At 63.9% G+C, this 26,546-nt stretch carries 29 protein-coding genes; 14 read left to right on the forward strand and 15 right to left on the reverse strand.

Annotation, left to right across the window (positions count from 1 at the left end):
- Nucleotides 1-12: 12 nt before the first annotated feature.
- The gene (locus ABIB06_RS27805) at nucleotides 13-768 is read left to right on the forward strand and encodes an alpha/beta fold hydrolase (RefSeq protein WP_247338830.1); all 756 of its coding nucleotides are present in this window, start codon (nucleotides 13-15) and stop codon (nucleotides 766-768) included.
- Here ABIB06_RS27805 and ABIB06_RS27810 read toward each other — a convergent pair.
- A complete protein-coding gene (locus ABIB06_RS27810; protein WP_502916564.1) occupies nucleotides 754-2,133 on the reverse strand; it encodes a hypothetical protein in 1,380 nt (459 codons plus the stop codon). The genes ABIB06_RS27805 and ABIB06_RS27810 overlap by 15 nt on opposite strands.
- 275 nt (nucleotides 2,134-2,408) lie before the next feature.
- Here ABIB06_RS27810 and cysE point away from each other — a divergent pair, with 275 nt between their 5' ends.
- On the forward strand, nucleotides 2,409-3,233 hold the full coding sequence (gene cysE / locus ABIB06_RS27815; protein WP_247338828.1) for a serine O-acetyltransferase: 825 nt from the start codon (nucleotides 2,409-2,411) through the stop codon (nucleotides 3,231-3,233).
- A 149-nt stretch (nucleotides 3,234-3,382) separates the two neighbouring features.
- Nucleotides 3,383-3,601, forward strand: a complete 219-nt coding sequence (locus tag ABIB06_RS27820) for a DUF3126 family protein (protein WP_027567779.1) — start codon at nucleotides 3,383-3,385, stop codon at nucleotides 3,599-3,601.
- A 15-nt stretch (nucleotides 3,602-3,616) separates the two neighbouring features.
- Here the strand turns inward: ABIB06_RS27820 and ABIB06_RS27825 are convergent, their stop codons facing one another.
- Nucleotides 3,617-4,324 carry a hypothetical protein gene (locus ABIB06_RS27825; protein ID WP_354046429.1) on the reverse strand — a complete coding sequence of 236 codons (708 nt, stop codon included), beginning with the start codon at nucleotides 4,322-4,324 and terminating at the stop codon, nucleotides 3,617-3,619.
- 221 nt (nucleotides 4,325-4,545) lie between these two features.
- Here ABIB06_RS27825 and ABIB06_RS27830 point away from each other — a divergent pair, with 221 nt between their 5' ends.
- Both ABIB06_RS27830 and ABIB06_RS27835 read left to right on the forward strand, forming a co-directional pair.
- A complete protein-coding gene (locus ABIB06_RS27830; RefSeq protein WP_247338823.1) occupies nucleotides 4,546-4,875 on the forward strand; it encodes a DUF6949 family protein in 330 nt (109 codons plus the stop codon).
- Nucleotides 4,876-4,965: 90 nt separating this feature from the next.
- Nucleotides 4,966-5,496 carry a gamma carbonic anhydrase family protein gene (locus tag ABIB06_RS27835; protein WP_247446455.1) on the forward strand — a complete coding sequence of 177 codons (531 nt, stop codon included), beginning with the start codon at nucleotides 4,966-4,968 and terminating at the stop codon, nucleotides 5,494-5,496.
- Between the two features lie 59 nt (nucleotides 5,497-5,555).
- Here ABIB06_RS27835 and ABIB06_RS27840 read toward each other — a convergent pair whose 3' ends face one another.
- Entirely contained in the window at nucleotides 5,556-5,771 is a 216-nt protein-coding gene (locus tag ABIB06_RS27840; protein ID WP_354046571.1) for a hypothetical protein, read from the reverse strand.
- A 96-nt stretch (nucleotides 5,772-5,867) separates the two neighbouring features.
- Here ABIB06_RS27840 and ABIB06_RS27845 point away from each other — a divergent pair, with 96 nt between their 5' ends.
- Together ABIB06_RS27845 and ABIB06_RS27850 are read left to right on the forward strand one after the other, a co-directional pair.
- Complete coding sequence (locus ABIB06_RS27845; protein WP_247338819.1) at nucleotides 5,868-6,185, forward strand: hypothetical protein; 318 nt, start codon at nucleotides 5,868-5,870, stop codon at nucleotides 6,183-6,185.
- A 103-nt stretch (nucleotides 6,186-6,288) separates the two neighbouring features.
- Nucleotides 6,289-6,669, forward strand: coding sequence for a hypothetical protein (locus tag ABIB06_RS27850; protein ID WP_247338817.1), 381 nt, complete (start codon nucleotides 6,289-6,291; stop codon nucleotides 6,667-6,669).
- Between the two features lie 177 nt (nucleotides 6,670-6,846).
- Here the strand turns inward: ABIB06_RS27850 and ABIB06_RS27855 are convergent, their stop codons facing one another.
- From ABIB06_RS27855 to ABIB06_RS27880, 6 genes are all read right to left on the reverse strand, one after another.
- Nucleotides 6,847-7,341 carry a hypothetical protein gene (locus ABIB06_RS27855; RefSeq protein ID WP_247446457.1) on the reverse strand — a complete coding sequence of 165 codons (495 nt, stop codon included), beginning with the start codon at nucleotides 7,339-7,341 and terminating at the stop codon, nucleotides 6,847-6,849.
- A gap of 175 nt (nucleotides 7,342-7,516) precedes the next feature.
- Nucleotides 7,517-8,248: an aspartate/glutamate racemase family protein gene (locus ABIB06_RS27860; RefSeq protein WP_354046433.1), complete on the reverse strand. Its 732-nt coding sequence runs from the start codon at nucleotides 8,246-8,248 to the stop codon at nucleotides 7,517-7,519.
- Nucleotides 8,248-9,126, reverse strand: coding sequence for an ABC transporter permease (locus ABIB06_RS27865; RefSeq protein WP_354046435.1), 879 nt, complete (start codon nucleotides 9,124-9,126; stop codon nucleotides 8,248-8,250). Before ABIB06_RS27865 ends, ABIB06_RS27860 begins: the two co-directional genes overlap by 1 nt.
- A 3-nt stretch (nucleotides 9,127-9,129) precedes the next feature.
- Nucleotides 9,130-10,089, reverse strand: coding sequence for an ABC transporter permease (locus tag ABIB06_RS27870; RefSeq protein ID WP_354046437.1), 960 nt, complete (start codon nucleotides 10,087-10,089; stop codon nucleotides 9,130-9,132).
- A 4-nt stretch (nucleotides 10,090-10,093) separates the two neighbouring features.
- On the reverse strand, nucleotides 10,094-11,383 hold the full coding sequence (locus tag ABIB06_RS27875; protein ID WP_354046439.1) for an ABC transporter substrate-binding protein: 1,290 nt from the start codon (nucleotides 11,381-11,383) through the stop codon (nucleotides 10,094-10,096).
- A gap of 40 nt (nucleotides 11,384-11,423) precedes the next feature.
- The gene (locus ABIB06_RS27880) at nucleotides 11,424-12,410 is read right to left on the reverse strand and encodes an ABC transporter ATP-binding protein (RefSeq protein WP_354069485.1); all 987 of its coding nucleotides are present in this window, start codon (nucleotides 12,408-12,410) and stop codon (nucleotides 11,424-11,426) included.
- A 266-nt stretch (nucleotides 12,411-12,676) separates the two neighbouring features.
- Here ABIB06_RS27880 and ABIB06_RS27885 point away from each other — a divergent pair, with 266 nt between their 5' ends.
- On the forward strand, nucleotides 12,677-13,384 hold the full coding sequence (locus tag ABIB06_RS27885; RefSeq protein WP_354046441.1) for a GntR family transcriptional regulator: 708 nt from the start codon (nucleotides 12,677-12,679) through the stop codon (nucleotides 13,382-13,384).
- A 17-nt stretch (nucleotides 13,385-13,401) separates the two neighbouring features.
- Here ABIB06_RS27885 and ABIB06_RS27890 read toward each other — a convergent pair whose 3' ends face one another.
- A complete protein-coding gene (locus ABIB06_RS27890; RefSeq protein ID WP_354046443.1) occupies nucleotides 13,402-13,611 on the reverse strand; it encodes a hypothetical protein in 210 nt (69 codons plus the stop codon).
- A 328-nt stretch (nucleotides 13,612-13,939) separates the two neighbouring features.
- On the opposite strand from ABIB06_RS27890, the gene ABIB06_RS27895 reads away from it, so the two are divergent.
- Nucleotides 13,940-15,280 carry a metal-dependent hydrolase family protein gene (locus ABIB06_RS27895; RefSeq protein ID WP_354046445.1) on the forward strand — a complete coding sequence of 447 codons (1,341 nt, stop codon included), beginning with the start codon at nucleotides 13,940-13,942 and terminating at the stop codon, nucleotides 15,278-15,280.
- 261 nt (nucleotides 15,281-15,541) lie between these two features.
- Nucleotides 15,542-17,230: a CYTH and CHAD domain-containing protein gene (locus ABIB06_RS27900; RefSeq protein ID WP_354046447.1), complete on the forward strand. Its 1,689-nt coding sequence runs from the start codon at nucleotides 15,542-15,544 to the stop codon at nucleotides 17,228-17,230.
- A gap of 121 nt (nucleotides 17,231-17,351) precedes the next feature.
- Here ABIB06_RS27900 and ABIB06_RS27905 read toward each other — a convergent pair whose 3' ends face one another.
- From ABIB06_RS27905 to ABIB06_RS27920, 4 genes are all read right to left on the reverse strand, one after another.
- Nucleotides 17,352-17,978: a transglutaminase-like cysteine peptidase gene (locus ABIB06_RS27905; protein WP_354046449.1), complete on the reverse strand. Its 627-nt coding sequence runs from the start codon at nucleotides 17,976-17,978 to the stop codon at nucleotides 17,352-17,354.
- Between the two features lie 331 nt (nucleotides 17,979-18,309).
- Nucleotides 18,310-18,921 carry a PilZ domain-containing protein gene (locus tag ABIB06_RS27910; protein WP_247353131.1) on the reverse strand — a complete coding sequence of 204 codons (612 nt, stop codon included), beginning with the start codon at nucleotides 18,919-18,921 and terminating at the stop codon, nucleotides 18,310-18,312.
- Between the two features lie 68 nt (nucleotides 18,922-18,989).
- A complete protein-coding gene (locus tag ABIB06_RS27915) occupies nucleotides 18,990-20,156 on the reverse strand; it encodes an MFS transporter (RefSeq protein WP_354069483.1) in 1,167 nt (388 codons plus the stop codon).
- A gap of 51 nt (nucleotides 20,157-20,207) precedes the next feature.
- Nucleotides 20,208-21,455, reverse strand: a complete 1,248-nt coding sequence (locus tag ABIB06_RS27920; RefSeq protein WP_354046453.1) for an MFS transporter — start codon at nucleotides 21,453-21,455, stop codon at nucleotides 20,208-20,210.
- Nucleotides 21,456-21,871: 416 nt separating this feature from the next.
- Here ABIB06_RS27920 and ABIB06_RS27925 point away from each other — a divergent pair, with 416 nt between their 5' ends.
- The 3 genes from ABIB06_RS27925 to ABIB06_RS27935 all read left to right on the forward strand — a co-directional run bounded on the left by ABIB06_RS27925 (nucleotide 21,872) and on the right by ABIB06_RS27935 (nucleotide 24,189).
- Complete coding sequence (locus tag ABIB06_RS27925) at nucleotides 21,872-23,023, forward strand: zinc-binding dehydrogenase (protein ID WP_354046454.1); 1,152 nt, start codon at nucleotides 21,872-21,874, stop codon at nucleotides 23,021-23,023.
- 111 nt (nucleotides 23,024-23,134) lie between these two features.
- On the forward strand, nucleotides 23,135-23,563 hold the full coding sequence (locus tag ABIB06_RS27930) for a VOC family protein (RefSeq protein ID WP_354046563.1): 429 nt from the start codon (nucleotides 23,135-23,137) through the stop codon (nucleotides 23,561-23,563).
- A 113-nt stretch (nucleotides 23,564-23,676) separates the two neighbouring features.
- Nucleotides 23,677-24,189, forward strand: coding sequence for a hypothetical protein (locus ABIB06_RS27935; RefSeq protein WP_354046456.1), 513 nt, complete (start codon nucleotides 23,677-23,679; stop codon nucleotides 24,187-24,189).
- 16 nt (nucleotides 24,190-24,205) lie between these two features.
- Here ABIB06_RS27935 and ABIB06_RS27940 read toward each other — a convergent pair whose 3' ends face one another.
- Entirely contained in the window at nucleotides 24,206-24,385 is a 180-nt protein-coding gene (locus ABIB06_RS27940; RefSeq protein ID WP_354046458.1) for a hypothetical protein, read from the reverse strand.
- A 114-nt stretch (nucleotides 24,386-24,499) separates the two neighbouring features.
- On the opposite strand from ABIB06_RS27940, the gene ABIB06_RS27945 reads away from it, so the two are divergent.
- Complete coding sequence (locus ABIB06_RS27945; RefSeq protein WP_354046565.1) at nucleotides 24,500-26,494, forward strand: DEAD/DEAH box helicase; 1,995 nt, start codon at nucleotides 24,500-24,502, stop codon at nucleotides 26,492-26,494.
- The last annotated feature ends 52 nt before the right edge of the window (nucleotides 26,495-26,546 follow it).

A 26,546-nucleotide genomic window follows, 5' to 3' on the forward strand; every position in this document is an offset into this window, starting at 1 on the left:
GCGGAACTGATGATGCCGAGCTTTCACAACGGCGCCGTTGAAATCGCCTATCTCGACGAAGGCGAGGGCGATCCGATCATCCTGGTGCACGGCTTTGCCTCCAGCAAGAACGTGAACTGGGTCTATCCGACCTGGGTCTCGGAGCTGCGCAAGAACGGCCGCCGCGTCATTGCGCTCGACAATCGCGGCCATGGCGAAAGCGCAAAGCTCTACGAGCCATCGCAGTACTCGATCCCCACGATGGGCGGCGACGTGCTCGCGCTAATGGATCACCTCGCCATCCCGCAGGCCGATCTCATGGGCTATTCGATGGGTGGACGGATGACGGCCTGGCTCTCCCTCAACGAGCCGCAGCGCCTGCGTTCGGCAATCCTCGGCGGCATCGGCATCGGCGGCCTGATCGAGGGCACCGGGCCCGGAGAGAACGTGGCGAAGGCATTGGAAGCGCCCTCGCTCGACGACGTCACCGATCCCGTCGGGCGCACTTTTCGTGCTTTTGCAGACCAAACCCGTTCCGACCGCAAGGCACTCGCCGCCTGCCTGCGCGGCACGCGCGACCTCATGACGAAGGACGAGGCCGCGCGGATCGATTTGCCCGTGCTGATCGCGGTTGGCAGCACCGACGACGTCGCGGGCTCGGCCAGCGCACTCGGTGCCATCATCCCGGGTTCGGAAGTGCTCGACATTCCGAACCGCGATCACATGCGTGCGGTCGGCGACAAGGTCTACAAGACCGGCGTGCTCGATTTCCTGTCACGCCGCAGCTGAGGTCTCGTCCGCCGGTTCGTCGTTGCTCAAGCGCCGCGCCAGTGCCATCAACACCACGAAGGTAGCAACCCACACCATCCGCGCGCCGTAGCGGTCGTGTGGTCCGGAAATCACGCCGCAGATGAAGGCGTTGCCGAGCAGTGCCAGCCCGACGGTTGCCGCCAGCAATGTCAGATCGTCGAGCCGGCGGTTCCTGAGCGAAAGCGCGAGCAACACGACCAGCGCCAGCATCGAGGCCAGCGCGACGGGAACGTGCAGCCAGTTGACGTCGTCGAAATTGACAGCCCAGTGCTGCTGGCGCGCCGCGCGCATCTGCGCGACCTGCGCGGGGATGTAGCGCTCGATGACGCCATAGGTGTGCGGGATCCAGCCATTGGTGCCTTCGCCGGTCGCCACATGCAGCAATTGCTGGCCCATGGCTCTCAAGGCTGCGCCGGCCTGCCACGCCGGATAGTCGGTGAGCGAATGCACGACGATGGTGCCCATCTCGTCGTTCATGCCTTCGAAGCGGCCGAGCGTGTTGAACATGCTCTTGCCCCACAGGAATTCGTCGGCGGTCGCCGGCAATTCGTTGCGATAGGGACAGAGCTTGTAGCGCTCGCGCGGGCAATGGTCGTTGAGGTAGCGCGCGACGATGCCGTCCTGCATCATGCGGCCGAACGCGACGCCGTAGCCGCCGGGGGTCCAGGCCCATTTGCCCGACAAGGCATGGTTCGCCGACACCAGCATCAGGCCGCCGGCGACGATCGTCATACTCGCTTGAGCCAATCCGGCGATCGGAAGCCGGCGCCCCAGCAACGGCCGCACCATCCAGCCGGCGACGCAGAGCCCGAGCAGCACGCCGAGCGTGGCGCTGTGGGTCGCGGCAGCAAAGGCGGTGAAGACGAACAGCGAGATTTTCTCGAGCACGGAGGTCCGCGGTCCAGCGACGACCAGCAGGAACAGCGATAGCACGGACAGCCCTGCAAAGATGTCGGTGAGCAGCATGCTGGCAAGCCAGGGCAGCGCGGTCGACAGGATCAAGAGCAGGCTGATCGCGACGAAGCGGAACGTCTGCATCAGGCCGAGCACGCGCAAGGTGAGCTGCAGCAGCCACAGCGTTGCCACCGACTGGACCGCGAGGTTGATCCAGAAACCAAAACTCTCGCCATAATGCAGATAGAGGCCGAACACGGTGGAGCGGCTCGGGACGAGATAGCCCTCGTACCAGCGCGCCAGATAGCCGCCGGTATCCCATTGCAACAGCGGATAGCCGTTCCAGAACGCCGGTGCGATCATCATGAGCGGCAGGGCCATCGCGGCCAACCGCAGCCAGAATGAGCCCGCGGCCCCCGCGCGCAAATGATCGGTGGTGGTGGTGGTCAAATCCGCTCCGTCCTCGCGCGGACCATGCCCGCAATCACCGTTGAGGCGGAATTCACCAATAGTTTGACGCCGCCCGGCTTGAATTTGGCGAAACCCTGACCATTTTGAGCCGACCTTGCCGCTTGGGGCGTCAGAATAAGTAGTTGTGATTCAACGCGTTGGCATACTTTCGCGGGACAACGCACTGTTCACTCTCAGGCAAGCCCGTCGGGACTTTGTCGCCTAGACTGTGTTATAGAGCCAGCAAAACTAGCCAATTCGAAAGAACAGATCCCATGGCAGTGCATCAGGTCAATCCGGGAGGGAAGCTCGCAACGCTTGATCCGATCTGGGATCGGATCCGCGGCGAAGCTGAGGACATCGTCCACCGCGAGCCGGAGCTTGCGACCTTCATCTATTCGACGGTGCTGCATCACAGCCGCCTGGAAGATGCGGTGATCCATCGTGTCGCCGACCGGCTCGATCACTCCGCGCTGTCGGGCGATCTCGTGCGCCAGACCTATGACGAGGCGCTGCGCGACGATCCCGATCTCGGCAACGCCTTCCGCGCCGACCTCGTCGCCGTCTACGACCGCGACCCCGCGACCTCGCGCTTCATCGATCCCTTGCTCTACTTCAAGGGCTTTCACGCCATCCAGACCCATCGCCTCGCGCACTGGCTCTGGCTGAAGGGCCGCAAGGATTTTGCCTATTATCTCCAGAGCCGCGCGTCTGCGGTGTTCCAGACCGACATCAATCCTGCCGCGCGCATCGGCCGCGGCATCTTCCTCGACCACGCCACCGGCTTCGTCTGCGGTGAGACTGCCGTGATCGAGGACGACGTCTCGATCCTGCACGGCGTCACGCTCGGCGGCACCGGCAAGGAGAACGAGGACCGCCATCCGAAAATCCGTCACGGCGTCCTGATCGGCGCCGGCGCAAAAATCCTCGGCAACATCGAGATCGGCCATTGCGCGCGCATCGCGGCCGGCTCGGTCGTGGTCAAGCCCGTGCCGCACAACGTCACGGTCGCGGGCGTGCCCGCCAAGGTCGTCGGCGAAGCCGGCTGCGCCGAGCCGTCGCGCACCATGGATCAGATGATCAACGCCATGGGACTCTGAGATGGGACTCTGAGACGGGACTTTGAGCTTGTCAGAAGGGTCGGATTTTCCGGCCCTTTGGTCCCCAAATTCTTTGGCAATTCATGCTGGCGGTTGGTCTCGTCTCGTCCTAAAACCCCGCCAACCCAGATTTCGATTGGAGACTTACCGTGGACGTCAAGGAAGTTAGGAAGCTCGACGCGTACTTGAAGCGCGTATTCGGCAATTCCAAGATCCGCGTCGTGCCGCGGCCGAAGAAGGATGATTCCGCCGAGGTTTATATCGGCGAGGAATTCATCGGCGTGCTCTTCGTCGACGACGAGGACGACGATCGCTCGTTCCAATTCCAGATGGCGATCCTCGAGGACGATCTCGTCGATCAGGAATAATCGTCACCACGAGTGTTAGAGCCGCGGCCCGCGCAACTGCGCGGTGAGCCGGTCCATCGCTTCCGCCGCATCGCGCCATTGCGAGAGCCAACTCCGCGGAAAGCGGAAGGTGAGGTCGGCGCCGCCGACGCGGCGTTCGGAGAGGCACATGCCGGGCGTCGCTGCATCGCGCGTACAGCGCGCGGTCAGCGCAGGACTTGCAGCAGAATAGAAATCCTCGCTGCCGTAAGGCGTATCGGCGCGGAACATCCGCATCGTCAGCCCGTCCGCGGGCATCGCCGCAGCCTGGTCGAGATAGCGCGGATATATCGTGGCGGTGCGCTGCTCGGGCGAGAGCGCATCGCGATGCGCGGCGATCGACAGGAAGATGCGGTCGATCGGCTGCATTGCCGCATCCACGCTATCGGCGGTGACGTGCTTCGGCGCGCCCGGCGGTTCCAGCGAAGGGTACAGGAAGTCGAGATCGATCCGCTCCTGCGGCCCGGAGTGGCGCTGGATCTTCATGCGGATCGCTGTCATCGGCAGGTTGAACAGCGTGCCACCGACGCTCACCGGCAGCTTGTCCGGGGCGTTCGCGCCGCTCGGGCCCCAGGTCGGCCACAGCAAATAGGCGACGAGCGCGACCGCGCACACCGCGGCCGCGCCGCCGAGCACGATCGGGACGACGTGTGCCCGGGTGCGCGTCCGGGGAGACTGAGGGGAGGTTGCCGAAAACACCGTCATGAGCCGCGCGAATGAGTCCGAAGTCGGCCGATGGCCGACGAATCAGCCGCGAATATGCCACGCGGCGGCGATTTCGCGGAGCGTTCGCCGGCTGCGGGAAAGGGAGAGGGGCCTGCGCGGGATGGCCGGCGGCGTTAACCTTCCCTTAAGGATAATGTAGCGTTAACCAGCCCTATTTGTCACAGGAAGACTCCGGCGTTGCGTAAGGGCGGACCGTTCCGATGACACCTGAAGCTCTCAATACTTTCTTCTCCATCTTCATCGGTTTTGCGCTCGCGGGCGCGCTCGTGAGCGGATACCAGGCGGTCGCACAGCGGCCTGCCGGCTTCGGCCTGCTGCAGGACGGCGTGGCGCCGAAGACCTTCGCGGCGGTTCCGTTCCTGGTGTTCGCGGCGCCCTTCATCATCATGCGCAACACCCTGCGCGGCATGCAGGTGGAAAGCCGCCGAGTCGAGTTCGTGATGATGGCGACCGTCATCGCCGGCTTCTGGAGCATGATGAGCGGCACCTTCTTCCTGATGACGCTGCGCGCAGCCGGCGTTCTGGTCTGATGCGCGCGCTTTAAGAGCTGCCGGCGCGGCGGCCCTTTGCGTCGAGGCCTCCGTTTCGCTATGCCAGTCTTTGCGTGACAGGAGACCCTCATGGCGATCTACGAGCTCGACGGGCAGGCGCCCGACCTTCCCGCCGACGGCAATTACTACATCGCGGAGACCGCCACCGTGATCGGCCGCGTGCGGCTGAAGCCGGGTGCGAGCGTCTGGTTCGGTGCCGTGCTGCGCGGCGACAATGAGTGGATCGAGATCGGCGAGGGTGCCAACGTACAGGACGGCTCGACCTGCCACACCGATCTCGGCTTTCCCCTCGTCATCGGCAGCAACTGCACGGTCGGCCACAATGTCATCCTGCACGGCTGCACCATCGAGGAGGGCGCGCTCATCGGCATGGGCTCGATCGTGATGAACGGCGCCAGGATCGGCCGCAACAGCATCGTTGGCGCCGGGTCCGTCATCACCGAGGGCAAGGAATTCCCCGAACGGTCCCTGATCATCGGCTCGCCGGCGCGCGTGATCCGCACGCTCGACGACAGCCAGGTCCAGAAGATGGGGAGCGCAGCCAGATTCTATGCCGCAAACGGTCCTCGGTTCGCCAAGGGCCTGAAACGGATCGGCTGAGATGCACGCAGGCCGTGCGCGGCCGGCATTTGGTTTCGTACCGTAGAAACACCCGCGCGTCAGCTTCCCTCGGACTCGCTCGCTTCGATCGCTCCGGCGACCTTCTCGTGCCCGGCGGCCCACAACGCATGCTCGTTGCTGCCGTCCTGGTACGGATTGGCTTCTGCCGGAATGTTCTCGCGCGCGGCACGTTCGCCCTCTGCAAGAGGATCGCGATCCGTCATCGTGATTTCGCCTGTCTGTTTTGCCGCGTCGAACGCGTTTGGCTTGGGCATGATCGTGCCTGCCTTGCCGCTTTCAAGTTGATGCAACGGCCTTTGTTCCGGAACCGGCCTTGGCTGCGGCCGTTGACCGGCGAAGGAGAGTTTCCGATGGCCAGATTGTCCACAGTCCTCCTCAAGACCGTCCTCGTGATCTTTGTCCTTGCGGCGATGCCGGCCGTATCGTTCGCGCAAGCGACCGGCGGCGCAACCGGCTCCGCTGGATCGACCGGCACGGGTAGTGGTGGTGTCTCAAACTCTCCCGCCTCGCCACCCGGCACCAACAGCCTGGGTACGGCGCAATCATCTGGTGGTTCGCCCGGCGTCACCACCGGCACCGGCACAGGCGCAGGTGAGGCTGATGCCACCGTCAACACCGAGAACCGGCTGCTCGACAAGAAGCTCAAGAGCATCTGCCGCGGCTGCTGATGCTCGCGCGGAAGTGAGGCAGTATAGCTGTCCGGAATGCCCAAGGGACGCTAGCTTGGTCCTGCTTTGAGGCGTGGAGCGTGTCCACGCGGAGGATCGAGTGATGTTACGCAAGATGATGATGGCGGCGCTGGCCGTCGCGATAGTCGGGCTGTCGGCCCCAGAGGCGGCCCAGGCGCGCGGCGGTTTCGGTCACGGTGGCGGCGGCTGGGGCCACGGCGGCGGTTGGGGCCATGGCGGTGGCTGGGGTCATGGCGGCGGCTGGCGTGGCGGCGGCTTCTGGCCGGGAATCGCGATCGGGGCGGGTATCGCCGGAGCCGGCTACTACGGCGGCTATTACGGCTACGGCCAACCCTATTACGGCAATCCGTATTACTATGGTACCGGCTACGACGATGGTGGCTATGGCGGCTGCTACGTCGTGCGCAAGCGCGTCATGACGCCGTCAGGCTGGCGTATCCGCCGTGTGGATGTCTGCGAATAGGCGCTGTACCCATCAAAAAACAAGGTCGTCGACGCAGTATACCGTCAACGACCTTGCCAGCCCCGGACATTGAAATCGGCTCACGCCATCCGGTAACGGCTAGCATCGCTCAGATTCATACTGGCGAATGTGATCCAGTTCACAAGTCAAAAAATTTAAAGCTGCGTCGCGAGCAGCTCAGCCGCGCGAGCGCTTGCGCGCGCTGGCGTGGACGCGCTGCCGCACCGGTTTCCTGCGGGTAACCGAGGGGGTCTCCACCTCGGTCGTCCGGACGCTGGCAAAGGACTGCCGCAGGCCGTCGATCGACTCGTTCAGCGTTGCGACCTGCTCGGACAGGCGCTTGGTGTCGGCCTGCTGGAATGCGAGCAACCGCTTCACCGTCTGGAGCTGGTCCTGCACGACCTGGAGCTGGTCGATCGATTCCTGCTGGGTCGCCTCCAGTCCCTTGGTCTTCTCGAACAGCTGCTCGGAGGCCTGTGCGGTGCGGGCCTGAAGCTGCCGCGACGCCACCACCCGGTCGGTCTCAGGAGCTGAGCCGGTATAGGCGCGCCAGATCGCGATCGAGGTCATGCCGGCGATCAGCAGGAAGAGGGCGGCGGCGGTCAGCGCGATGGGCTGGGCACCGAGACGAAGAAGGGGGTTGGACGGTGCGTCCTCTGCGAGATCGATCATCGCTGACAAACCCAAATTGAAACTTGGTGAGTGGCGAAACCGGCAACCCTGAGATCACCGGGGTGTCCCGAAAACGTTACGTTTCGGCAAGGAATGGGACCAAAAAGAGGCTAAGAGCAAAAAAAGCCAGCAAACACAGGCCTTGAGACCTCTGAAGGTCTCATCAGTGTAGGGATCAGGGCTGAAACAGAGAAAGCGGCCCGGCATAGGTCTTCGATCGCGGCGCCGCATAGGGCCCGAGCCGGGAGGTCTTCAGCGCCAGGCGCACCAGTGATTCCGCCAAGGTCACTGCGGCGGCGACGCCGTCGATCACGGGCAGGCCGTGCGTGGCAGCGAGTTCTGCAGCGAGATCGGCCATGCCGGCGCAACCGAGCACGATGGCCTCCGCGCGGTCGTCGCGGATCGCGGCTGTGATCTCCGCGGAGATTTTTGCGAGCGCATCAGTATTGCGCTCCTCAAGCGCGAGCACCGGCACCTCGGCAGCGCGGACGCGGGCACAGCGCTCGATGAGACCGTACCTCTTAAGATTATGCTCGATCGGCACGATGGAGACACCGAGCGTCGTCACCACGGCGAAGCGCGCGGCGATCAGGCTCGCCATGTGGAAGCCCGCTTCGCCAATGCCGATCACCGGTGCCGTCGCGATCGCACGCGCGGCGTCGAGGCCGGTGTCGTCGAAGCAGGCGATGATGTGGGCGTCCGCGCCGTCGCGATCGGCGTCGCGGATGCAGCCGAGCATGCCGGGCACCGCAAAGGCCTCGTCGTAAAATCCCTCGATCGAGACCGGGCCCATCGCCGGCTGGCGCGCATCGATCAATGTGTCGGGCAGGGCGATCGCGCGCGCGGCAGCGGCGATCTTCGTCGTCATCGACGCCGTAGTGTTGGGATTGACGACGTGAAGCCGCATCAGACAAGTCCCTTGCCGGCGTCCGAGCCCTTCGCCGCCTGCCGCTTGTTGAGCATGTGGATGGTGCCGAGCGCAACCGTGATCACCGCAAACGACACCGCGGAGATGATGGTGCCGAGCGCATAGATATCCGGGTTCGTCACCGTCGTGGTAAGGCCCTGGAGATCGAGCGGCAATGTATTCACCGCGCCGATCGCCTGACTCGAGCGCGCCAGCTCGTCCCAGGACAGCGTGAATCCGAACAGACCGATGCCGATCACCGACGGCAGGATGATCGGCAGCACGACATGACGGAAGGCCTGCCACGGCGTCGCACCGAGGTCGCGTGCGGCTTCTTCGAGCCGGGGATCAAAGCGGTTGAAGATCGCGAACATGATGAGCAGGCCGAATGGCAGCGTCCAGGTCAGATGTGCGCCAAGGCCCGAGGTCAGCAGGCCCATCGAGGTTTCGAAGTTCTCGTTCCAATGCGCCTTGATCAGATCGTCGATGATGCGGAATTCAAACGAGATGCCGAGTGAGGTGATGATCGAGGGAACGATGAGGCTCGCGATCGCCGAATAGAACAAGATGCTTTGCGCCTTGAACTTCCTGCGGAACGCCATGCCGGCAGCAACCGACAGCACGACGGTAACGATCATCACGATGATGCCAAGCAGCAGCGATCGGCGAAAGGCCGCGCCGAGATCGACGATGCCGGTTCCCTGGAACAGTTTTGCGATCCAGAAGGTCGAGACGCCGTTCATCGGGAAGGTGAGGCCGCCCTGCGGCCCCTGGAACGACAGGACGTAGATCGCGATCATCGGGCCGTAGAGGAACAGCGTGTAGGCCGCGAAGAAGATCGCGAGCACGTAGAAGCTGCGCGGGCGTCCCTCCTTCATCGCCTATAGCTCCTTCTGGATGTCGACGATGCGCGACATCATGGTGATGATCAGGAAGGTGATGACGAGCAGGATCACGGCGTTTGCGGCCGCTGCCGGGAATTGCAGCGCGTTCACCCGCGTCTCGATGATCTTGCCGGCCGCCGCGATCTGCTGGCCGCCCATCACGCCGATGGTGATGAAGTCGCCCATCACGATGGTGATGACGAAGATCGAGCCGATCACGATGCCGGGTTTGGCCAGCGGGATGATGACGTTGACGAGCGTCTGGAAGCCGGTGGCGCCGGCGTCATAGGCGGCCTCGATCAGCGACTTGTCGATGCGCACCATCGAATTGAAGATCGGCACCACCATGAAGAAGGTGAAGAGGTGGACCAGCGCCAGCACCACGGAGAATTCGGAGAACAGCAGCCATTCGAGCGGCTGATTGATCGCACCGGTCTTGACCAGACCGGAATTGACCAGGCCGTTGCGCCCGAGCAGCGGGATCCAGGCGATCATGCGGATTACGTTGGAGGTCCAGAACGGGATCGTGCAGAGCAGCGACAATCCCATCTGCCAGGTCCTGGACTTGACGTGGAAGGCCAGGAAGTAGGCGACCCAGAAGCCGATGAACAGCGTGATCGCCCAGACCAGGAAGCACAGCTTCAGCGTTTTCAAATAGGTCTTGGCGATGGTGCAGAGATCGGGGAGCTGCGCGATGCAGCCCTCGAACGTGTCGGTGTAGCCGCGGCCGGAGAAGGCCGGCAGCAACTGGTATTCGTTGTAGTCCCAGAAGGAGACGATGACGACGAAGACCAGCGGGATCAAGAAGAAGGCGAGAAACACCAACATCATCGGCCCGGCCTGGAGCCAGGAGACGAAGGATGGCGACAGGCGCGCCGCTTTCGCGGCGCGCGCTGTGCCCGACCCCCGGACAAGGTCCGGGGATGCCTGTTGCAGGATGTCCTCCGATGTGTCCATCAGATTACGCCGCGATGAACTCGTTCCACTTGCGGACCATGTAGTCGTTCTCGTCCATCACCGCGTTCCAGCAGGCGACGCCGCCCATGCGGTCCTCGTAGGAGCCGCCGTCGCGCACGGCGCCGGCCTTTTCGAGCAGCGAGCCGTCGGGTGCCTTGATGTCCTTCTCGGCTGCCTTGCCTTCCATCCAGTAGGCCCACTCGTAGGCCTCCATGTGCGCTTTCGCGGTGGAGAGCACGGCGGAGTAATAGCCCTGGCGGTTGAGATAGGCGCCGGCATAGCCGGACAGGAACCAGTTGACGAACTCGTAGGCCCATTCGAGCTTGGCGCCCGACACGCCCTTGGAGACGCAGAAGCCGGAAGCCCAGGAACGATAGCCTTCCTTAAGCGGCTGGAAGGTGCAGGCGATCCCCATCGAGCGCACCTTCGTCACCGCCGGCGACCACATCGACTGGATCACGGTCTCGCCCGACGCCATCAGGTTGACGCTCTCGTTGAAGTCCTTCCAGAACGCGCGGAACTGGCCGGCCTTCTTCGCTTCGATCATCACCTTCATGGTGAGATCGATCTCTTCCTTGGTCATGTTGCCCTTGTCGGCATATTTGTATTTGCCGGAGGCTTCCACGACCATCGCGGCATCCATTATGCCGATCGAGGGGATGTTGAGGATCGAGGCCTTGCCCTTGAACTCGGGATTGAGCAGCTCGGCCCACGAGCTGATCGGTCGCTTGATCAAGTCGGGACGGACGCCGAGCGTGTCGGCGTTGTAGACGGTCGGAATCAGCGTGACGAATTCGGTCGCCGACGTCGCGAACTTCTTGGAGTCCTTGCCTTCGAGATACAGCACCTTCCAGGGCGCGGTGCCCTGGCCGCCGATCTTCTTGCCGCCGGGCGTCTGGCCCTTGGTGAAGACGGGCGTGATGTTGTCGAATTCCTTGATCTTCCTGGAATCGAGGGCAAGGATGTTGCCCGACGGCACGATCTTCTTCAGCGAGAAATATTCGGTGTCCAGCACGTCGAAGGAGTTCGGCTGGGTCATCACGCGCTTGGTGACGTCGTCGGTGGTCGCGGTGATGTATTCGATCTTGATGCCGGTGTCCTTCAGGCACTGCTTGGAGATGTCGTCGCCCTCGTTCACGGCGGTGCCGAGATAGCGCAGCACCTTCGGCTCGGCCGACATCACGTAGGGGAAGCCGGTGATTGCGCCGGAGCCGGCGGCAAGGCCGGCGAGACCAGCGGTGCTCTTCAATAGCGTGCGGCGGCTGACGCCGGTCTTTTTGGTCGTCTCGGTCATACCAGTCACTCCTCTGTTGCGCATTTTCGATCGATGAACGCTATTGCAGGCGCTGCGCCTTGGCGGGATCCCAGGTGACCAGCACGCGATCGCCCGGACGGAAAGGGCGGGCGTCGAACACGGTCTCGGGAACGTGGGCGAACAAGGCAGTGCCGTCGTCGAGCGTAAGCGAGACGGCGACATAGGAGCCCTGGTACTCGGTCTGGGTCAGCAGCGCCGGTGCGCCGAACGCACCCTCAACAAACGGCGTGATGCCGAGTTGATCGGCGCGCACGGCAATGAGTTTGCCGGCGTCGCTGAGGACGTTGTGGCCACCGATGAAGCGCGCCACGAATTCGGTGCTGGGGTGATGGAAGATGTCGCGGGCCGAGCCCTGCTGCTCGATCTTGCCCTGGTTCATCACCACGATGTGGTCGGCAAGCGCCATTGCCTCTTCCTGGCCGTGGGTGACCTGGATGAAACTGATGCCGAGCTCGCGCTGCAGCCGCTTCAGCTCGCCGCGCATCCTGACCCGCAGGAACGGATCGAGCGCGGAGAGCGGCTCGTCGAGCAAGAGGATCTGCGGCTCGGTGATCAGCGCGCGGGCGAGCGCCACGCGCTGCTGCTGGCCGCCGGAGAGCTGGGCCGGCAGTCGGCCGGCATAGGGGCTCATTGCGACCAGCTCGAGCAGTTCGCCGGCGCGCTTGTGCCTGATCGCGCGGTCGACGCCGCGCATTTTCAGGGCAAACGCAACATTGTCGAGCACGGTCAGGTGCGGAAACAGCGCGTAGGACTGGAACATCATCGCCGTACCGCGCTTGGCGGGCTCGAGGTCGGTGACGTTTTGCGGGCCAAGGATGATGTCGCCTTCGCTGACCGCCTCGTGGCCCGCGATCATGCGCAAGGTCGAAGTCTTGCCGCAGCCGGAGGGGCCGAGCAGGCAGCAATAGGTCCCTGCAGGGATCTTCAGATTGACGGTGTCGACCGCCAGCGTCGTGTCGTAACGCTTGGTGACGGCGACCAGTTCGAGAGCGGCGGGAGTGGCCATGGCGTGTCCGGGGAGAGGGCGATGCTTCGCCTCTCTCCGCAAGGTCCGTGCCAAGCGCGCTTGAATCGTCCTGGGCTGGCCGAATTGCAAAACAGTGCAGCGGAGTCAGATCGTTAGATCGAATCTCGTGCGTCTCGGCGGCTCGCTGCCTTCGCCGCTGCGTGCACACAAAACAGGCGCGGATTGTATAAAGTTTCGCCTGTGATTGGATACAGCTCGTCGACTACCATTCGAGGCCGAACGTTGCCGATCGAGTCCTCACACCCATGGCCGCCAAGTCCCGACCGAAATCCGACGCGCCAGATGCGAACGATCGCGTCAGCCGCATCCGGGAAGGCGTGACCGCGGCGATCCTCGAGCATCGTCTGCTGCCGGGCACGAAACTCGGCGAGGACGAGATCGGCGAGATCTACGGCTCAAGCCGCACGCTGGTTCGCACCGCGCTCCAGCAGCTCGCGCATGAGGGCATCGTCAACATCGAGAAGAACCGCGGCGCCTTCATCGCACGCCCGACGCCTGCGGATGCCCGCGAAGTGTTCGAGGCGCGCCGCCTGATCGAGCCGACGATCGTCGATCACGCCGTTGACGCGGTGTCACCGGCCTGGATCGATCGTCTCCAGCGGCATCTTGCCGAGGAACACGAGGCGGAATCGCGCGGCGACGCGCGCGCCTCGGTCCGGCTCTCCGGCGACTTTCATCGCCTCGTCGCCGAGATGAGCGGTCACAGCATCTATCTCGGTTTCCTCAAGGAGCTGATCGCGCGCTCCTCGCTGATCATCCTGCTCTATCGCCGCCACGACACGCCGGCCTGCGGCACTGATCATCACGCCGGCATCGTCGCCGCGATCCGCAAACGCGACAGAGCGGTCGCCCGCGCGCAGATGTTGTCGCATCTGAACGAGATCGAGGCCGAGCTGTTTCTGAAAGATCCCGCCGCGGACGAGTTGCGGCTCGCGGACGTGCTGGGCGCCTAACGAACCGCATCGTTTGGCTACGGCAGCGAAGACCCTTCGTTGCGCTTCATGATCTTCAGCACGAGCAGGATCGCGCCGAAGATCAGGAAGAGAACGCCGGCGAACGTCGTGCCGCCGTATTCGAAGGTCACGCCGATTCCCGTCAGCAGACATCCGATGATGATTGCGAGGAGTCCGCCGAGTTTCTTGACCAGCATGACGTGTCCGTCAGTTGTTTGTGCCACCATGTTGCGCCTCGTCATTTCGCGCCTGCGCTCGCGGCCCCTGTTACTTCTCTCCCCAGTCGAGCAGGCCGGCACGATCGTACTCTCGAATGCGCAAATTGCAATCTGGCGTTGATCGTGGACTTTTGCAGCGTCTGCATTTGATTTGAGTTCGATGTATGTGAGACAGCCGCGCTTACTCAGTTTCCTGATATTCCCCAGTAAAGTTCGCGGTGCACCTTTGCCGCAGTCGGATGGCTGAATTGCAGAATCTCTCTATGGTTGCAAATTGACTCCACGGGGCACGAGGCATCAACTACCATCGAGCGGTTGGGTTCTGGAGCGGGAGATCATGCCGGGATTGAAAGTGCGGGTCGGGCTCGCGATGCTGCTTGCAGTGCTTCTCTGCAATGCGTCGCCTGCGGCGGCCCAGCAGGACGCTGCCGTCCTGTTCCGTAACGTCAGGATTTTCGACGGAAAGAACGGGACGCTCTCGGTTGCGTCCAATGTTCTGGTCAGGGACAGGAAGATCGAGAAGATATCGACTGCCGACATCGCAGCCACCGGTCAGGTGATCGACGGCGGCGGCCGCGTGCTGATGCCGGGGCTGATCGATGCGCATTGGCACACGATGCTGGTGCGCCCGACGCCGATGGCCGCGCTCGCAGGCGATATCGGCTACAACAACCTGCTTGCGGCCAGCGAGGCGACCGCGACGCTGATGCGCGGCTTCACCACCGTGCGCGACATGGGCGGGCCGAGCTTCGGCCTCAAGCAGGCCATCGACGAGGATCTTGTCGCCGGTCCCCGCATCTATCCCTCGGGCGCCATCATCACCATCACCAGCGGTCATGGTGATTTCCGCCAGCTCTCCGATCTGCCGCGCACCATCGGCGGCATGCTCAGCCGCATGGAGCGGATCGGCGGCAGCATGGTCGCCGACAGTCCAGACGAGGTGCGCGTGCGCGCGCGCGAGCAGCTCATGCAGGGTGCTTCGCAGGTCAAGCTCACGGCAGGCGGCGGCGTCGCGTCGCCCTTCAGCCCGCTCGATGTCTCCACCTTCACCGAGCCCGAGCTGCGCGCCGCCGTCGAGGCCGCCGACAATTGGGGCACCTATGTCGCCACCCACGCCTACACGCCGGTCGCGATCCAGCGCTCGATCGCAGCCGGCGTGAGATGCATCGAGCACGGTCACCTCATGGACGAGGCGAGCGCGAAGCTGATCGCGGAGAAGGGGATTTGGCTCAGCACGCAGCCATTCCTGGATATTTCCGGCGCCGCTGCGCTGGGGCCTGCGGAGCAGGACAAGATGCGGCAGGTGGTTGCCGGCACCGATCGCGTCTACGCGCTGGTGAAGAAGTACGGCATCAAGACCGCGTTCGGCACTGACGTGCTGTTCTCGAAGGCCTTGGCGGACAGGCAGGGCTCGATGTTGGCCGCGCTGACGCGCTGGTACACACCGGCCGAAGCGCTGGCGATGGCGACGTCGACCAATGCGGAGCTGCTGAACCTGTCAGGCCTGCGCAATCCTTACCCAGGTAAGCTCGGCGTGGTGGAGGAGGGCGCGCTTGCCGATCTCTTGCTGGTCGACGGCAATCCGCTCGACAACATCAATCTCGTCGAAGATCCCGCGAAGAATTTTGTGCTGATCATGAAGGGCGGCAGGATCTACAAGAACAGTCTGGCACGCTGACGCGCACGCGCAGTGCAGCAATTTAATTCGCATCGTTACCCCGGATTGTGACAGGCGTTGCCCGATTTTTGCGCGTACATCGTGTCGACGGCCACACCACCGCGGCGTAACGTGACTATTCCTTGCGGACGGTACCGGCTATAGAATGGCGCTCTGTCATTGAAGTGTCATGTCACCGGGAATGCTCAATCAGACGCTAAGCCGGCTCGCAAGACTTCGAGCGCGCCGGACGGGAATCCTGTCTCGAAAGACGACAAGAGAATGCAAGTCGTCGCCGGCTTCTTCAGGCAGCGTGAACCGGCCGAGCCCGGCGCGGAACCAGGGATCATCGAGGGCGCTGTGATCGACCAGACGCCATCGCAAGAGACGACGCCCGCACCCGGGCCAACCCAGTCGAACGCCGCCGCGCGGCACGCCGGTGAAATCGAGCTCAAGCTTCTCGTCGATGCCGATCGCATGGCGCATTTCAACGCAGCGCCGGTCATCGCGGCGAACGCGCGCAACAAGGGCGCGCGCAATCATCTCAAGTCGGTCTATTATGACACGCCGGAACGGACGCTGCGTCGCAACGGCTTGAGCTTGCGCGTTCGTCAGAGCGGCGCACGCTTCGTGCAAACCGTGAAAACCGATGCGGTGGATGATCCACTGCGCCGCGGCGAGTGGGAGGCGAGGGTGTCGTCGCTTGCGCCCGACCTGGCTCTGGCGATGCCCTTCATTGCGGAGAAGCTTCCCAGCCATCTCGAAGCGCAGCCGCTCGAAGCGGTGTTCACGGCCGACGTTCATCGTCATGCGCGGATGATTGACCTGCCGTCCGGCACGGTCGAAATCGCGTTTGACCGGGGCGTCCTCACGGCCGGCGACCGGACGTTACCGGTGAGCGAGATCGAACTTGAGCTGAAGAGCGGCAGCGCGAGCGCGATCTACGAGATCGCATTGCGGCTTGCCGAGCACGGGGCGGTGAAGCCGTCGGTTCGCACCAAATCGGCGCGCGGCTTCGATCTTGCCGCCAACAAACCGCCCTCGGCGCGACGTCCGCGAAAACTTCGCCTCGATGCGTCGGTTACGCTCGACGAGGCGTTCGCGACGATCCTGCGCTCCTGCTTCCTCCATTTGCTTCAATCGCTGCCCGCGGCCGAGGACGGTCGCAATCCGGAAGGGGTGCATCAGCTTCGCGTCTCGCTGCGCAGGCTTCGATCGGCACTGGACCTGATGCGATCGGTCGGCGCGCTCAGCAATCTCGATGCGCTGCGGTCGGAAGCCAGATGGCTGGCGCAAGACCTCTCCGCCGCGCGTGACTGGGACGTGTTCCGGCTCGAGACCTTGCCGACGATCGCAAAGGCCTGTCCGTCGGTCGCAGGCTTCGATGCACTGGGCCGGGTTGCGGCCGCGCGTCGGTCCGACGCCTATCGCAAGGCGCATCACGCGCTTGACGATCGCCGGTGCACCGCGTTCCTGATCGGCCTCGGAAACTGGATCGAGACGCGGGGCTGGCGCAACGACGTCGCCGCCGGAGACCCCGGCCGGCTCGCCGAGCCCGCCGTCAACTTCGCGCAGCGCATTCTGTCGGAGCAACATGCGAAGCTGCTCAAGCGCGGCCGCCGCTTCAAGTCGCTTGCGGCGGAAGATCTGCACCGGGTGCGGCTCGCGACCAAGCGGCTGCGCTATCTCAGCGAGTTCCTGCTGCCGCTCTACGAGGACCGCAAATCCGCGCGAAAATTCTCGCGCAGGCTCGCCGGCTTGCAGGAGCAGCTCGGCGCCTTCAATGACATGGCGGTCACGGCATCATTGCTCGAAGGGCTCGGTACCGAGCCTGACTGCGCCATCGCCGCGGCGGCGATCGCCGGCTGGCAGGCGCGCGCGTCGGTCGGGGTGCAGCCCGCCCTGCAAGGCACATGGCGCGATTTCACCGCCGCGCGCGTACCCTGGTCGCGGCAGACGCAGCAGGATTGAGCGAAGCACATCCCCAAAAAAGTTGCGGCCAGGCTTTGGGGGAAGCCTGGCCGCGCGCGAACCGGTCTGGGACGGGGAGGGGTGGGGATGTGACCGGGTCGCGTAACTCCTTGTCTCGTTCTTACTGGTCTCTTGCGCTGGCGGTGGAGACCGCCGGCCTGGTATCGCCCAGCGAAACCCAGACGTTGGGATCGCTCTGCGACTGTCGCTTGACGAAGCGGTAGCCGGTCTCCGTCCAGGCAACGACGTTCTCGTTCTGATTGTCGAGAACGAACTCGCCCTTGTCGGTCTTCACCGTCAGCACCGCGTGTCCTTCACCCTTCTTGTCGCGCACGACGGTGATGAGCAGGGCCTCGCGCGGCCATCCGGCATCGATCAGCATCTTGCGCTTCAACAGCACGTAGTCTTCACAGTCGCCGTAACCGTCCGACGGCAGCGACCACTTCTCGATCACGCCCCAGTGCTCCTGGTCGGTCAAAGGCTTGACGGTCTCGTTGACCCAGCGATTGACCTTGACGAGGTCGCGCCATGCGGCCTGCGACATCACGATGTCGCGCGCTTGCGTCGGCGCGCCCTGGCACTGAGCGGCATTGTCCGCACAGAATTCGACCCAGCCGATCGGCGAACGCGTGGTGTCGCCGAGGCTTGCGTAGAGCAGACGGCCTTCGCCGGCCTGCGCTGCCGCGCTCATTCCGAAGAGCATGGCGGCCAGCGCCATTCCCTTCCCCTGTCCCCTGAAATCAAACATAGCGGCCCCCGTTTCTTGTTGGGACCACATTGCGCACGCAGCTTTTGAGTTGCCGCTAAATCAGCCAAGTAAAGTCGAGACGAATACAAGTAAAAGGCACGACGAATTCAAACTATACTTGAATCAAATTCGAATAAAATTCGATATGACTGCAATTGATTCAAATTTTATCGATTAACGCGGAAACGCTGGCGGAACCGTTGTTTGCACGCGTCCGCAGCCCTCGCGTTAACCCGCGCGAGGCTCGTCACGACCCATGAAAAAGGCGGCGTCCGCATCGCGGAGGCCGCCTTCAGGGCTCGAAATACAGGGGATTTGGCGCCTTCGCGCTTTACCGTGCGGTAACGCTCTCTTCGAGTGTCTCGATCGGCTGCGAATGCATGAACTCGAGCGCGAAGCCATCTTCGAGGTTTCGAACCACGCGGCCCTGCACGCGGCCGAGCAGAACCGTCGAGTTCAGCGGCGGGCGGTTCTCGGCGGCAATGGCGGCGCCCGACAGCGAGAGGTCGATGATGCGGCAGGTCATCTTGGTGCCGTCCTCGAGCGTTAGCACCGCGATCGGGTTGCGCGGTACGATACGGTCGTGGCGGCGGTCTTCCGGCAGATTGAGGATGTCGCGGTTGGCGAGCCAGGTGAGCTGCGCGGCGAGCTTGTCGCGCTTGCGCGGCGTCGCACCCACGGTCATGGCGAAGCCATTGTCGATGATGCGGGTGATCTTGCCCTCGACGCGACCGATATGGTCGAGATAGGCGACCACGCGGTCGCCGACGTTGCCGATGCCGGGAGCCAGCAGTGCCAGCCCGCCCGGCGACATGTTGATTACCTGGCAGGGGAATTCACGGCGGTCCGGCAGCATGTAGCGGCCGAGCAGGTGAACCTTCACCCGCTGGAAACGCCGACGTTCCTCGGCGGCCGGAAGAAATTTTTTGTTCGCCAACGCCATTTTCACAACCCGACCCCCCGCCTGGCGGAGTCCGGGACGACCCTAAGGTGCACAGGGTTAATGCCGCGTTAGGATTGGGCGCGTCGATGACGGACAGACACAATGCGCTCGAAAAGCCACATCAGCGGCGGGCACGCCAGTACCGTCAGTGCGCCGAGGTCGAGCGCGACTGCGGCGGTGCCGGCCGATTTGGCGAGGCGGCCCGCCACCGCTGGTCCCAGCATCATCGCGGCATAGAAGAGAGTGTAGAACACGCCCATCCCGATCGCCCTCGTTTCCGGCACGAGCACGCGAGCGGTCAGGCTCATGATCGGGCCGGCCGGATGGCCGCCGATCAGGCCGATCAGGAGGAGGATCGTGATCACGGCGTCGGATCGGGTCAGCCAGGCCAGCAGCCCCGCCACCACGAGGCTGGCCGCGATCGCAAGCACGAGCGGCCGCTTGAAGCGATCGGCGAGATAGCCGCCTGCCGGTACCGAGATCACCGACAGCCACATCACGAGGCTGATCGCCGATCCCGCCGCGGCAATGCTCCAGCCGCGCTCGGCGAGCAGTGTTGGGCCGAACGAGAAGATCATGGCGAAGCCGACATTATAGAGGCCCCAGATCGCGCCCGCGACGATCACCGCCAAGAGAGCAAGCGGATCAAGCCGCCCGAAGCCGGCTGCGCTGGCGGTGGCTCCCGGCGGCGGTTGATAAAACGTGATCAGCACAATGCCGATCGCGGTCAGCGCACCGGCCACGAGAAACACGGTGCCCGCGCCATAGGCGGTGCCGATTGCCGGCAGCACCACAAGCGAGATCGCAACGCCCGCCGGCCAGGAGTTGACGAAGATCGCCATCGCGGTGGCGATCTCCTTACCGGCAAACCAGTCGGTGCCCATCTTGGTGAGCTGCACGGTCAGCAGCACGCCGCCGGCGCCGGAGGCAAGCCGGCCCGCCAGCTGCCAGCCCCAGACATCGGTGGCGGCCATGACCAGGCTGCCGGCCGTCATCAGCAGCAGTGCCGCGATGGTCGTGGGCTTGTCGCCAAGGGTCCGGCCGATCGCGCCGCCCGGCAGCGCCAGCACGATGCCGGGTGTGAAATACAGCCCGATCAGGATGCCGATATCGGCGAGTCCGACTCCAAAAGTCTGTTGCAGCAGCGGCGCGACCGCAGCCACACTCTGGAACTGGAACGCAATGGTGAGGCGAACGACGAACAGGATCGCAAGAATGCTCCAGCGATTGCGCAACGCCTCATCTCCCCAGCCCTGTATCGAGGGTGCGGTGGAGAGAGGCCGGAGTCAACCGGCTGCCTTCCTCACCGCGCGCTGGTACAGGAGACTCAGCAGCGCCAGCAGCACCGCGGCCGACAGGCCGAGCGACCAGTGAATGCCGATCGCCGCACCTGATAGCCCGACGGTGATGCCGCTGAACGCCCGCATCCCAAGCCCCGCCATGTTGTAGAGGCCGACGACGCGGCCGCGAATGTCGGACGGCGCGTTCAACTGCACCAGCGCTTGCGCCATGGTGTTGAACGACAGCTCGAAGAAGCCTGCAAAGAACAACAGCACGATCGCAACCGGATAGATCCGCACCGAGGCGAAGCCGAGCAGCGCCACGCTCCACAACATGGCGAGCATGATCGCGGTGCGCGGCGTGCCCTTGAGCCGTCCCCAGGATTCCAGCGCGATGCCCGCGAGCAGCGCGCCGGCAGCATCGGCCGCGAGCAGCACGCTGTAGGAGATTCCGGGGTCGCCGTGGCCGAGATCGCCGGCAAAGCCCGGCATCTGGGCGTGATAGGCGTTGCCGATCATGAAGGAGGTGAGGCCGGCAAGCCATGTCATCGCCGTCAGCACCGGTTGCGTGCCGATGGCGCGGATGGTCAGCATGATGTCGGCAAGGCCGCGCACGGCGAAGCGCCGCACGGCCACGCTGTTGTCGCGCACCGGCGCCCAGAACAGCCACAGCAGCATCGGCAAGTAGAACAGCGTGTTGAAGATGATGCCATGCGAGGTGCCGAGCGTGAGCATGATGATGCCGCCGACGGCAGGTCCGACCAAAATGCCGAGATAGCGCGCCATCGCGTTCAACCGCACCGCGCTCGGAAGATCCGCCGAGCCGACGAGGTCGTAGAGCAGGAGCTGGTTCGGCGTCTGCCACAGCACGCCGGCGCAGCCATGGACCACCAGCAGCAGCATCGCGTGCCACATCTGGATCGTATCGGTGATGAAGAAGAAGCCCCATCCGCTCGACGCAACGATGAATAGCAGCATGCCGCACTGGATGATGCGGCGCGGATCGAAGCGGTCGGCGAGCCCCCCGACCGCGACCGAGAACAACAGGAACGGCAGCCAGTGCGACAGCACCGCAAAGCCCGCCAGCGCCGGCGAATGGAATTTCTGGAACACCACCCAATAGCTGATCACATGCTCGATATTGTCAGCCATCATCGCCAGCACGTAGGCCATGAACTGGAGCCGGTACGGCACGGACTTCATCGCCGCGAACGATCCGGACGCGACGACAGGATTTTGGGGGAGGGGGTTCAAGGGGGCACCTGGAAAGGACTTGAGCCGTCCCTACACGTTCAGCCGGGAGCGCTCAAGACACTTGGGTGTGCTTGGAGATCAGCCATGCACTGCTGCCACAAGCTCAACCGTCATCTTGAGGTGCGCGCCCTTGCGCGCCTCGAAGGATAGGCCGTGAGCGCCTGTGGCCCATCCTTCGAGGCTTCACCTTGCGATGCAAATGCATCGCAAGGTTCGCACCTCAGGATGACGGCGGTGAATGTGGCAGGCGCCGTAGCCCGGACGGAGCGCAGCGAAATCCGGGAGCGCCGGTCCCGCATTGCGCTTCGCTCATGCGGGCTACGAGACCGCAGCTTGGCACAACCGCGCATCTCACATACGCTTCCCCGCAGCCCGCACCACCAAACATAACAAAAGCGGGCAGCGAGGAAACAGCCATGGACCAAATCCGCGTCTGCACGCACGCGGGACCAGGCAGCGAGCCTGTCATCCGCAGCGTGCCATGGCCGAAGGTCGGCAAAAAGGCCGCGCTGATCAAGGTCGGCGCGTGCGGCGTCTGCGGTACGGACCTGCACATTCTGAAGGGACATTGGCCGAAGCCGCTGCCTTGGCCGTTCACGCTCGGTCATGAAATCGGCGGCGTGATCGTCGAATGCGGCGAAGAATTCACCGAAGACTTCATGAGCAAGCCGCTCAAGGTGGGATCGAAAGTGATGATCCCGCCGCTGATGCCCTGCGGCCGCTGCTATTACTGCATCCATTATCCGCAAGTAGCCAACAAGTGCCTGACGCCGGTCTATTACGGCCGATATCTCGGCTTCGACAAAGCGCCTCACATGTGGGGCGGCTGGGCCGAATATGTCTATGTCGATCTCGACATGCTGCCGGGCACCAAGATCTACAAATTGCCCGACGACATGTCGCTGCGGCTGGGCGCGTTGTCGGAGCCGCTGACCTCCTGCATTCGCGCCTTCAACCGCGCTGGCCGAGCCGGTGGTTTCACCTGGGGCGACACGGTGGTGATCCAGGGCTCGGGTCCGATCGGCATTCTCGCCGTCGCGGCCGCAAAGGAGATGGGAGCAGGGCGCGTGATCTGCGTCGGTGCGCCGGAGGAGCCGCGGCTCAAGCTCGCGCGCGAATTCGGCGCGGAGGCGACTGTGAACATCGAGGAGATCAAATCGCCGCAAGATCGTATCGCGCGCGTGCGCGAGATTGTCGGGGGCTTCGGCGCCGATCTGGTGATGGACTGCTCGGGCCATCCGACCGCCGGCCCCGAAGGAATCGAGATGCTGCGCGACGGCGGCACCTATGTCGAGATGGGCCAGTTCACCGACGCCGGTTCGATCGAGACCTCCTGGCACCGCATCTGCACCAAAGACCTCAACGTGCTGGGCTCCTGGGGCTTTACTGGCAACGATCTGCCGCTCGGCGTCGACATGCTCTATCGCACCCGCGACAAATATCCCTGGCTGAAGATGCAGACGATCTACCCCTTCACGGAAGAAGGCGTCGCGCAGGCGGTCAGGGACGCCATGGCGATGAAGACGGTGAAGTCGACCATCGTGCCGTGGCCGGAATTGGTGGAGTGAGAAATTCGTGGCCCGGATTGCGCTGTAGCGTAAGCCGGGATTCTCGCTTGTGGCTCCTCATATTCCGCTACGCTCCATACGAGCTGCGTGCGGACGTTTGGAATGAAAGGCATGACGATGGACGAGACACCCGAACCAGACCAACGCACGCGCTCCCCCTTCCACGCCATCCGCGCGATCGACTACACCGTCATCTTCGTGCGCGACATGGTGGCGATGCGCCGCTTCTATGAAGACGTCCTTGCGTTTCCGCTGCTGCGAGAGTTGTCGTCGAACTGGATCGAGTACCGCTTGGGCAGCAACACGCTCGCTCTCGCAAAGTCGAGCCGGACCGCGGCCGATGCGCCGACGCCAGCGGGCAGCGCCTCGCTGCAGCTGGCCTTCAAGGTCTCCGCGGCCGAAGTCGATGCGTGCGCCGACGAACTCATGCGACACGGCGTTGCGCTGCTGTCGCCGCCGACGAACCAGCCGTTTGGGCATCGAACGCTGTTCTTCCGCGACCCCGACGGCAATCTTTTGGAGGTCTATGCGGAGATCTGAAATGCGGGGAGCCGGGCCGCCGCCCGAAAAGTTCCATCGGAAATTCGCGAGTTATTCACGCCGAGGTGAAACTTAGGCCCTAGTTCCGGCTTTCAGTTCGCGAGAGAGGTATCGTGAAGCGGATCCTGAAACCAGTCACTTACATCCTGGCGGCTATCTACTTCCTGGTGGATGCGGTCTTCATGGCCGTGGCGAGGCCGATTTCGCGCTGGCTTGGGCGGCATCTCGAATTCAAGCGATTGCGAGCCTGGATCAGATCGCTGCCGCCTTATGCGTCGCTCGCACTGTTTTCGGTGCCCGTGATCATTCTGGAGCCGATCAAGCCTGTGGCGGCCTATCTCGCGGCAACTGGTCAGTTCGTGTGCGCCGCGGCCACTCTCATCGTCGGTGAGTTGCTCAAGCTGGTGCTGGTCGAGCGCCTGTTCCATCTCACGCGCGACAAGCTGATGCGGATTCCGGCTTTCGCCTGGGGTTACGGGAAGTTCGCCGAGGTGAGGGCATGGCTGCAAGCAACCGAGGCCTGGCGTGCCGTCCGCGCACTGAGCCGCGCGGCGAAGAACACTGTTGCGCGGGCAAGAGTCAGGCTGGTCGGCAGCTTCGGCAGACTGGTGACCTCCCGGGATTAGGGCCGGCGCGTCGTCTCTATGCGAGCTTGCGCGCTGCGGTGGTGGCTTTGACGCAAAATTTCGCTATATGCAGAAAAACGGCCGGAAAACGCTGGATGTAGTGGGTGCCGCCAGCGGTAAGCTTATTCTCGATGGCGCCAAAGCCATGCGTCATAGGCATGGTGATTTGCCCGCGCTTGGCGTAAAGAGCGTGCAAATCAAATCACCACGCGTGCGGCTGGACCATTTGCCGCCTACGCAGCTTCAGGTCGCGCGGCTCAACGTTCCGCGCCTGGACCAACCAAGGTTTTATCCCGTGTCTTTTCCGACCATGAGTCCGCCGCTCGCCCGAGCTTTGGCCGAGCGCAACTACGACCGTCCGACCCCCGTTCAGCTCGCCGTGCTCACGGACGAAGCCACTGACCGCGACCTGCTGGTTTCGGCCCAGACCGGCTCCGGCAAGACGCTGGCCTATGGGCTGGCCATGGCCAAGGACCTGTTCAAGGATCTGCTTGATGGCGCCGAGCGGTTCGAGCGGGCGGGTGCACCGCTTGCCCTGATCGTGGCGCCGACCCGTGAGCTTGCCTTGCAGGTCCATCGCGAGCTGGCGTGGCTGTACGAGCATGCGAGCGGGCGCGTCGTCTCCTGCGTCGGCGGCATGGATCCGCGGCGCGAGCAGCGCGAGCTTGCGGCCGGCGCTCACATCGTCGTCGGTACGCCCGGCCGGCTATGCGATCATCTGCGGCGCAACCGTCTCGACATCTCCGAATTGAAGGTGGTCGTTCTCGACGAGGCCGACGAGATGCTCAATCTCGGCTTTCGCGAGGACATGGAGTTCATCCTCAAGACCACGCCGGACACGCGCCGCACCCTGATGTTCTCGGCCACGTTCCCGCGCGGCATCGTCGCGTTGGCGAAGCAGTATCAGCAGCAGGCCTTCCGGATCGAGGTCGCCGGCGACGAAGGCGGTCACGCCGATATCGAGTACCGCGCGATCCGAATCGCGCCCGGCGATGCCGAGCACGCGGTCGTCAACGTGTTGCGCTTCTACGAGGCGCCGAGCGCTCTGGTCTTCTGCAGCACGCGCGATCACGTCAGGCATTTGCAGGCGGCGCTGCTGGAGCGCGGCTTCTCGGTGGTCGCGCTGTCAGGCGAATTGACGCAGAACGAGCGAACCACGGCGCTGCAGTCGCTGCGGGACGGACGTTCGCGCGTCTGTGTGGCGACCGACGTCGCCGCCCGCGGCATCGATCTGCCGAGCCTCGACCTTGTCATTCACGCCGACCTGCCCAACGACGCCGAAGTCATGCAGCATCGCTCGGGCCGCACCGGTCGCGCGGGTCGCAAGGGGACGAGTATCCTGCTGGTGCCGCCCGTGCGACGGCGGCGTGCGGAAATGCTGCTGAATGTCTCGGGGATCGACGCGGTCTGGGGGACGGCGCCGCAACCGGATGAGATCCGCAAGCTCGATCACGAGCGCATGAAGGACGTGTTGTTCACCGAGGAGACGACCGCCGACGATCTGGCGCTGGCGCAGGCGTTGCTCGCCGAGCGGTCGGCTGAGGAGATCGCCGCGTCGCTCGCGCGGCTCTATCGCGCGCGGCTGCCGTCGCCCGAAGACATCATGGATCCGGGCGAGCGAAGCAGCCGACCGCGCGACGATCGCGGTCGCAACGATGCCCGCGCACCGCGCGACGATGCCCGCACTTCGCGCGGCGATGATCGCTCTGCGGGGCCGCGCTCCAAGGGGAAATCCTCGCCGCGTCACGGCATGGGGGAGGCCACCGTCTGGTTCCGGGCCAACATCGGGCGACGCAAGAATGCGGAAGCGCGCTGGCTGTTGCCGATGATCTGCCGCCGCGGCGGCATCGACAAGAACGACATCGGCGCCATCAAGATCATGGACACCACGACCGAGTTCGAGATTTCCGAGCGGGTCGTGGAATCTTTCGCCGCCAAGATCAAGCGTCCGGACAAGGAAGACAATATCCGCATCGAGTCGATGGCGGATGCGCCGCAGCGGCAGGCGTCTTCGGAAGAGCGGTCCCACGCGCCTCGGCGCGAGAGCGGCGACAGCGACCATCGTGAACGTCGCGACGATCGCCCGCGCGAGCCGGGTGGGTTCAAGTCGCACGGCAAACTGCACGGCAAGCCATACGACAAGGCGCAGGGCGAGCGCGGACCGAAATTCGACGATGCTCCTTCCTTCGCAAAGAAAAAGAAGCACAAGAACAAGCCGGGCCACGCAGAGCCTTCGGTCACTTCGTGGCCTGGGAAGGGCGCACCCGGAAAGAAGCCGAAGACGAAAAAGAAGCATCGAGACTGACGGCCGCCTTCCGGCGTCGGCAAGAATGTTGCCGCGGGACTGCACCGTGAAG

It is taken from the genome of Bradyrhizobium sp. LB8.2 (assembly GCF_040548035.1).
Taxonomy (GTDB): domain Bacteria; phylum Pseudomonadota; class Alphaproteobacteria; order Rhizobiales; family Xanthobacteraceae; genus Bradyrhizobium.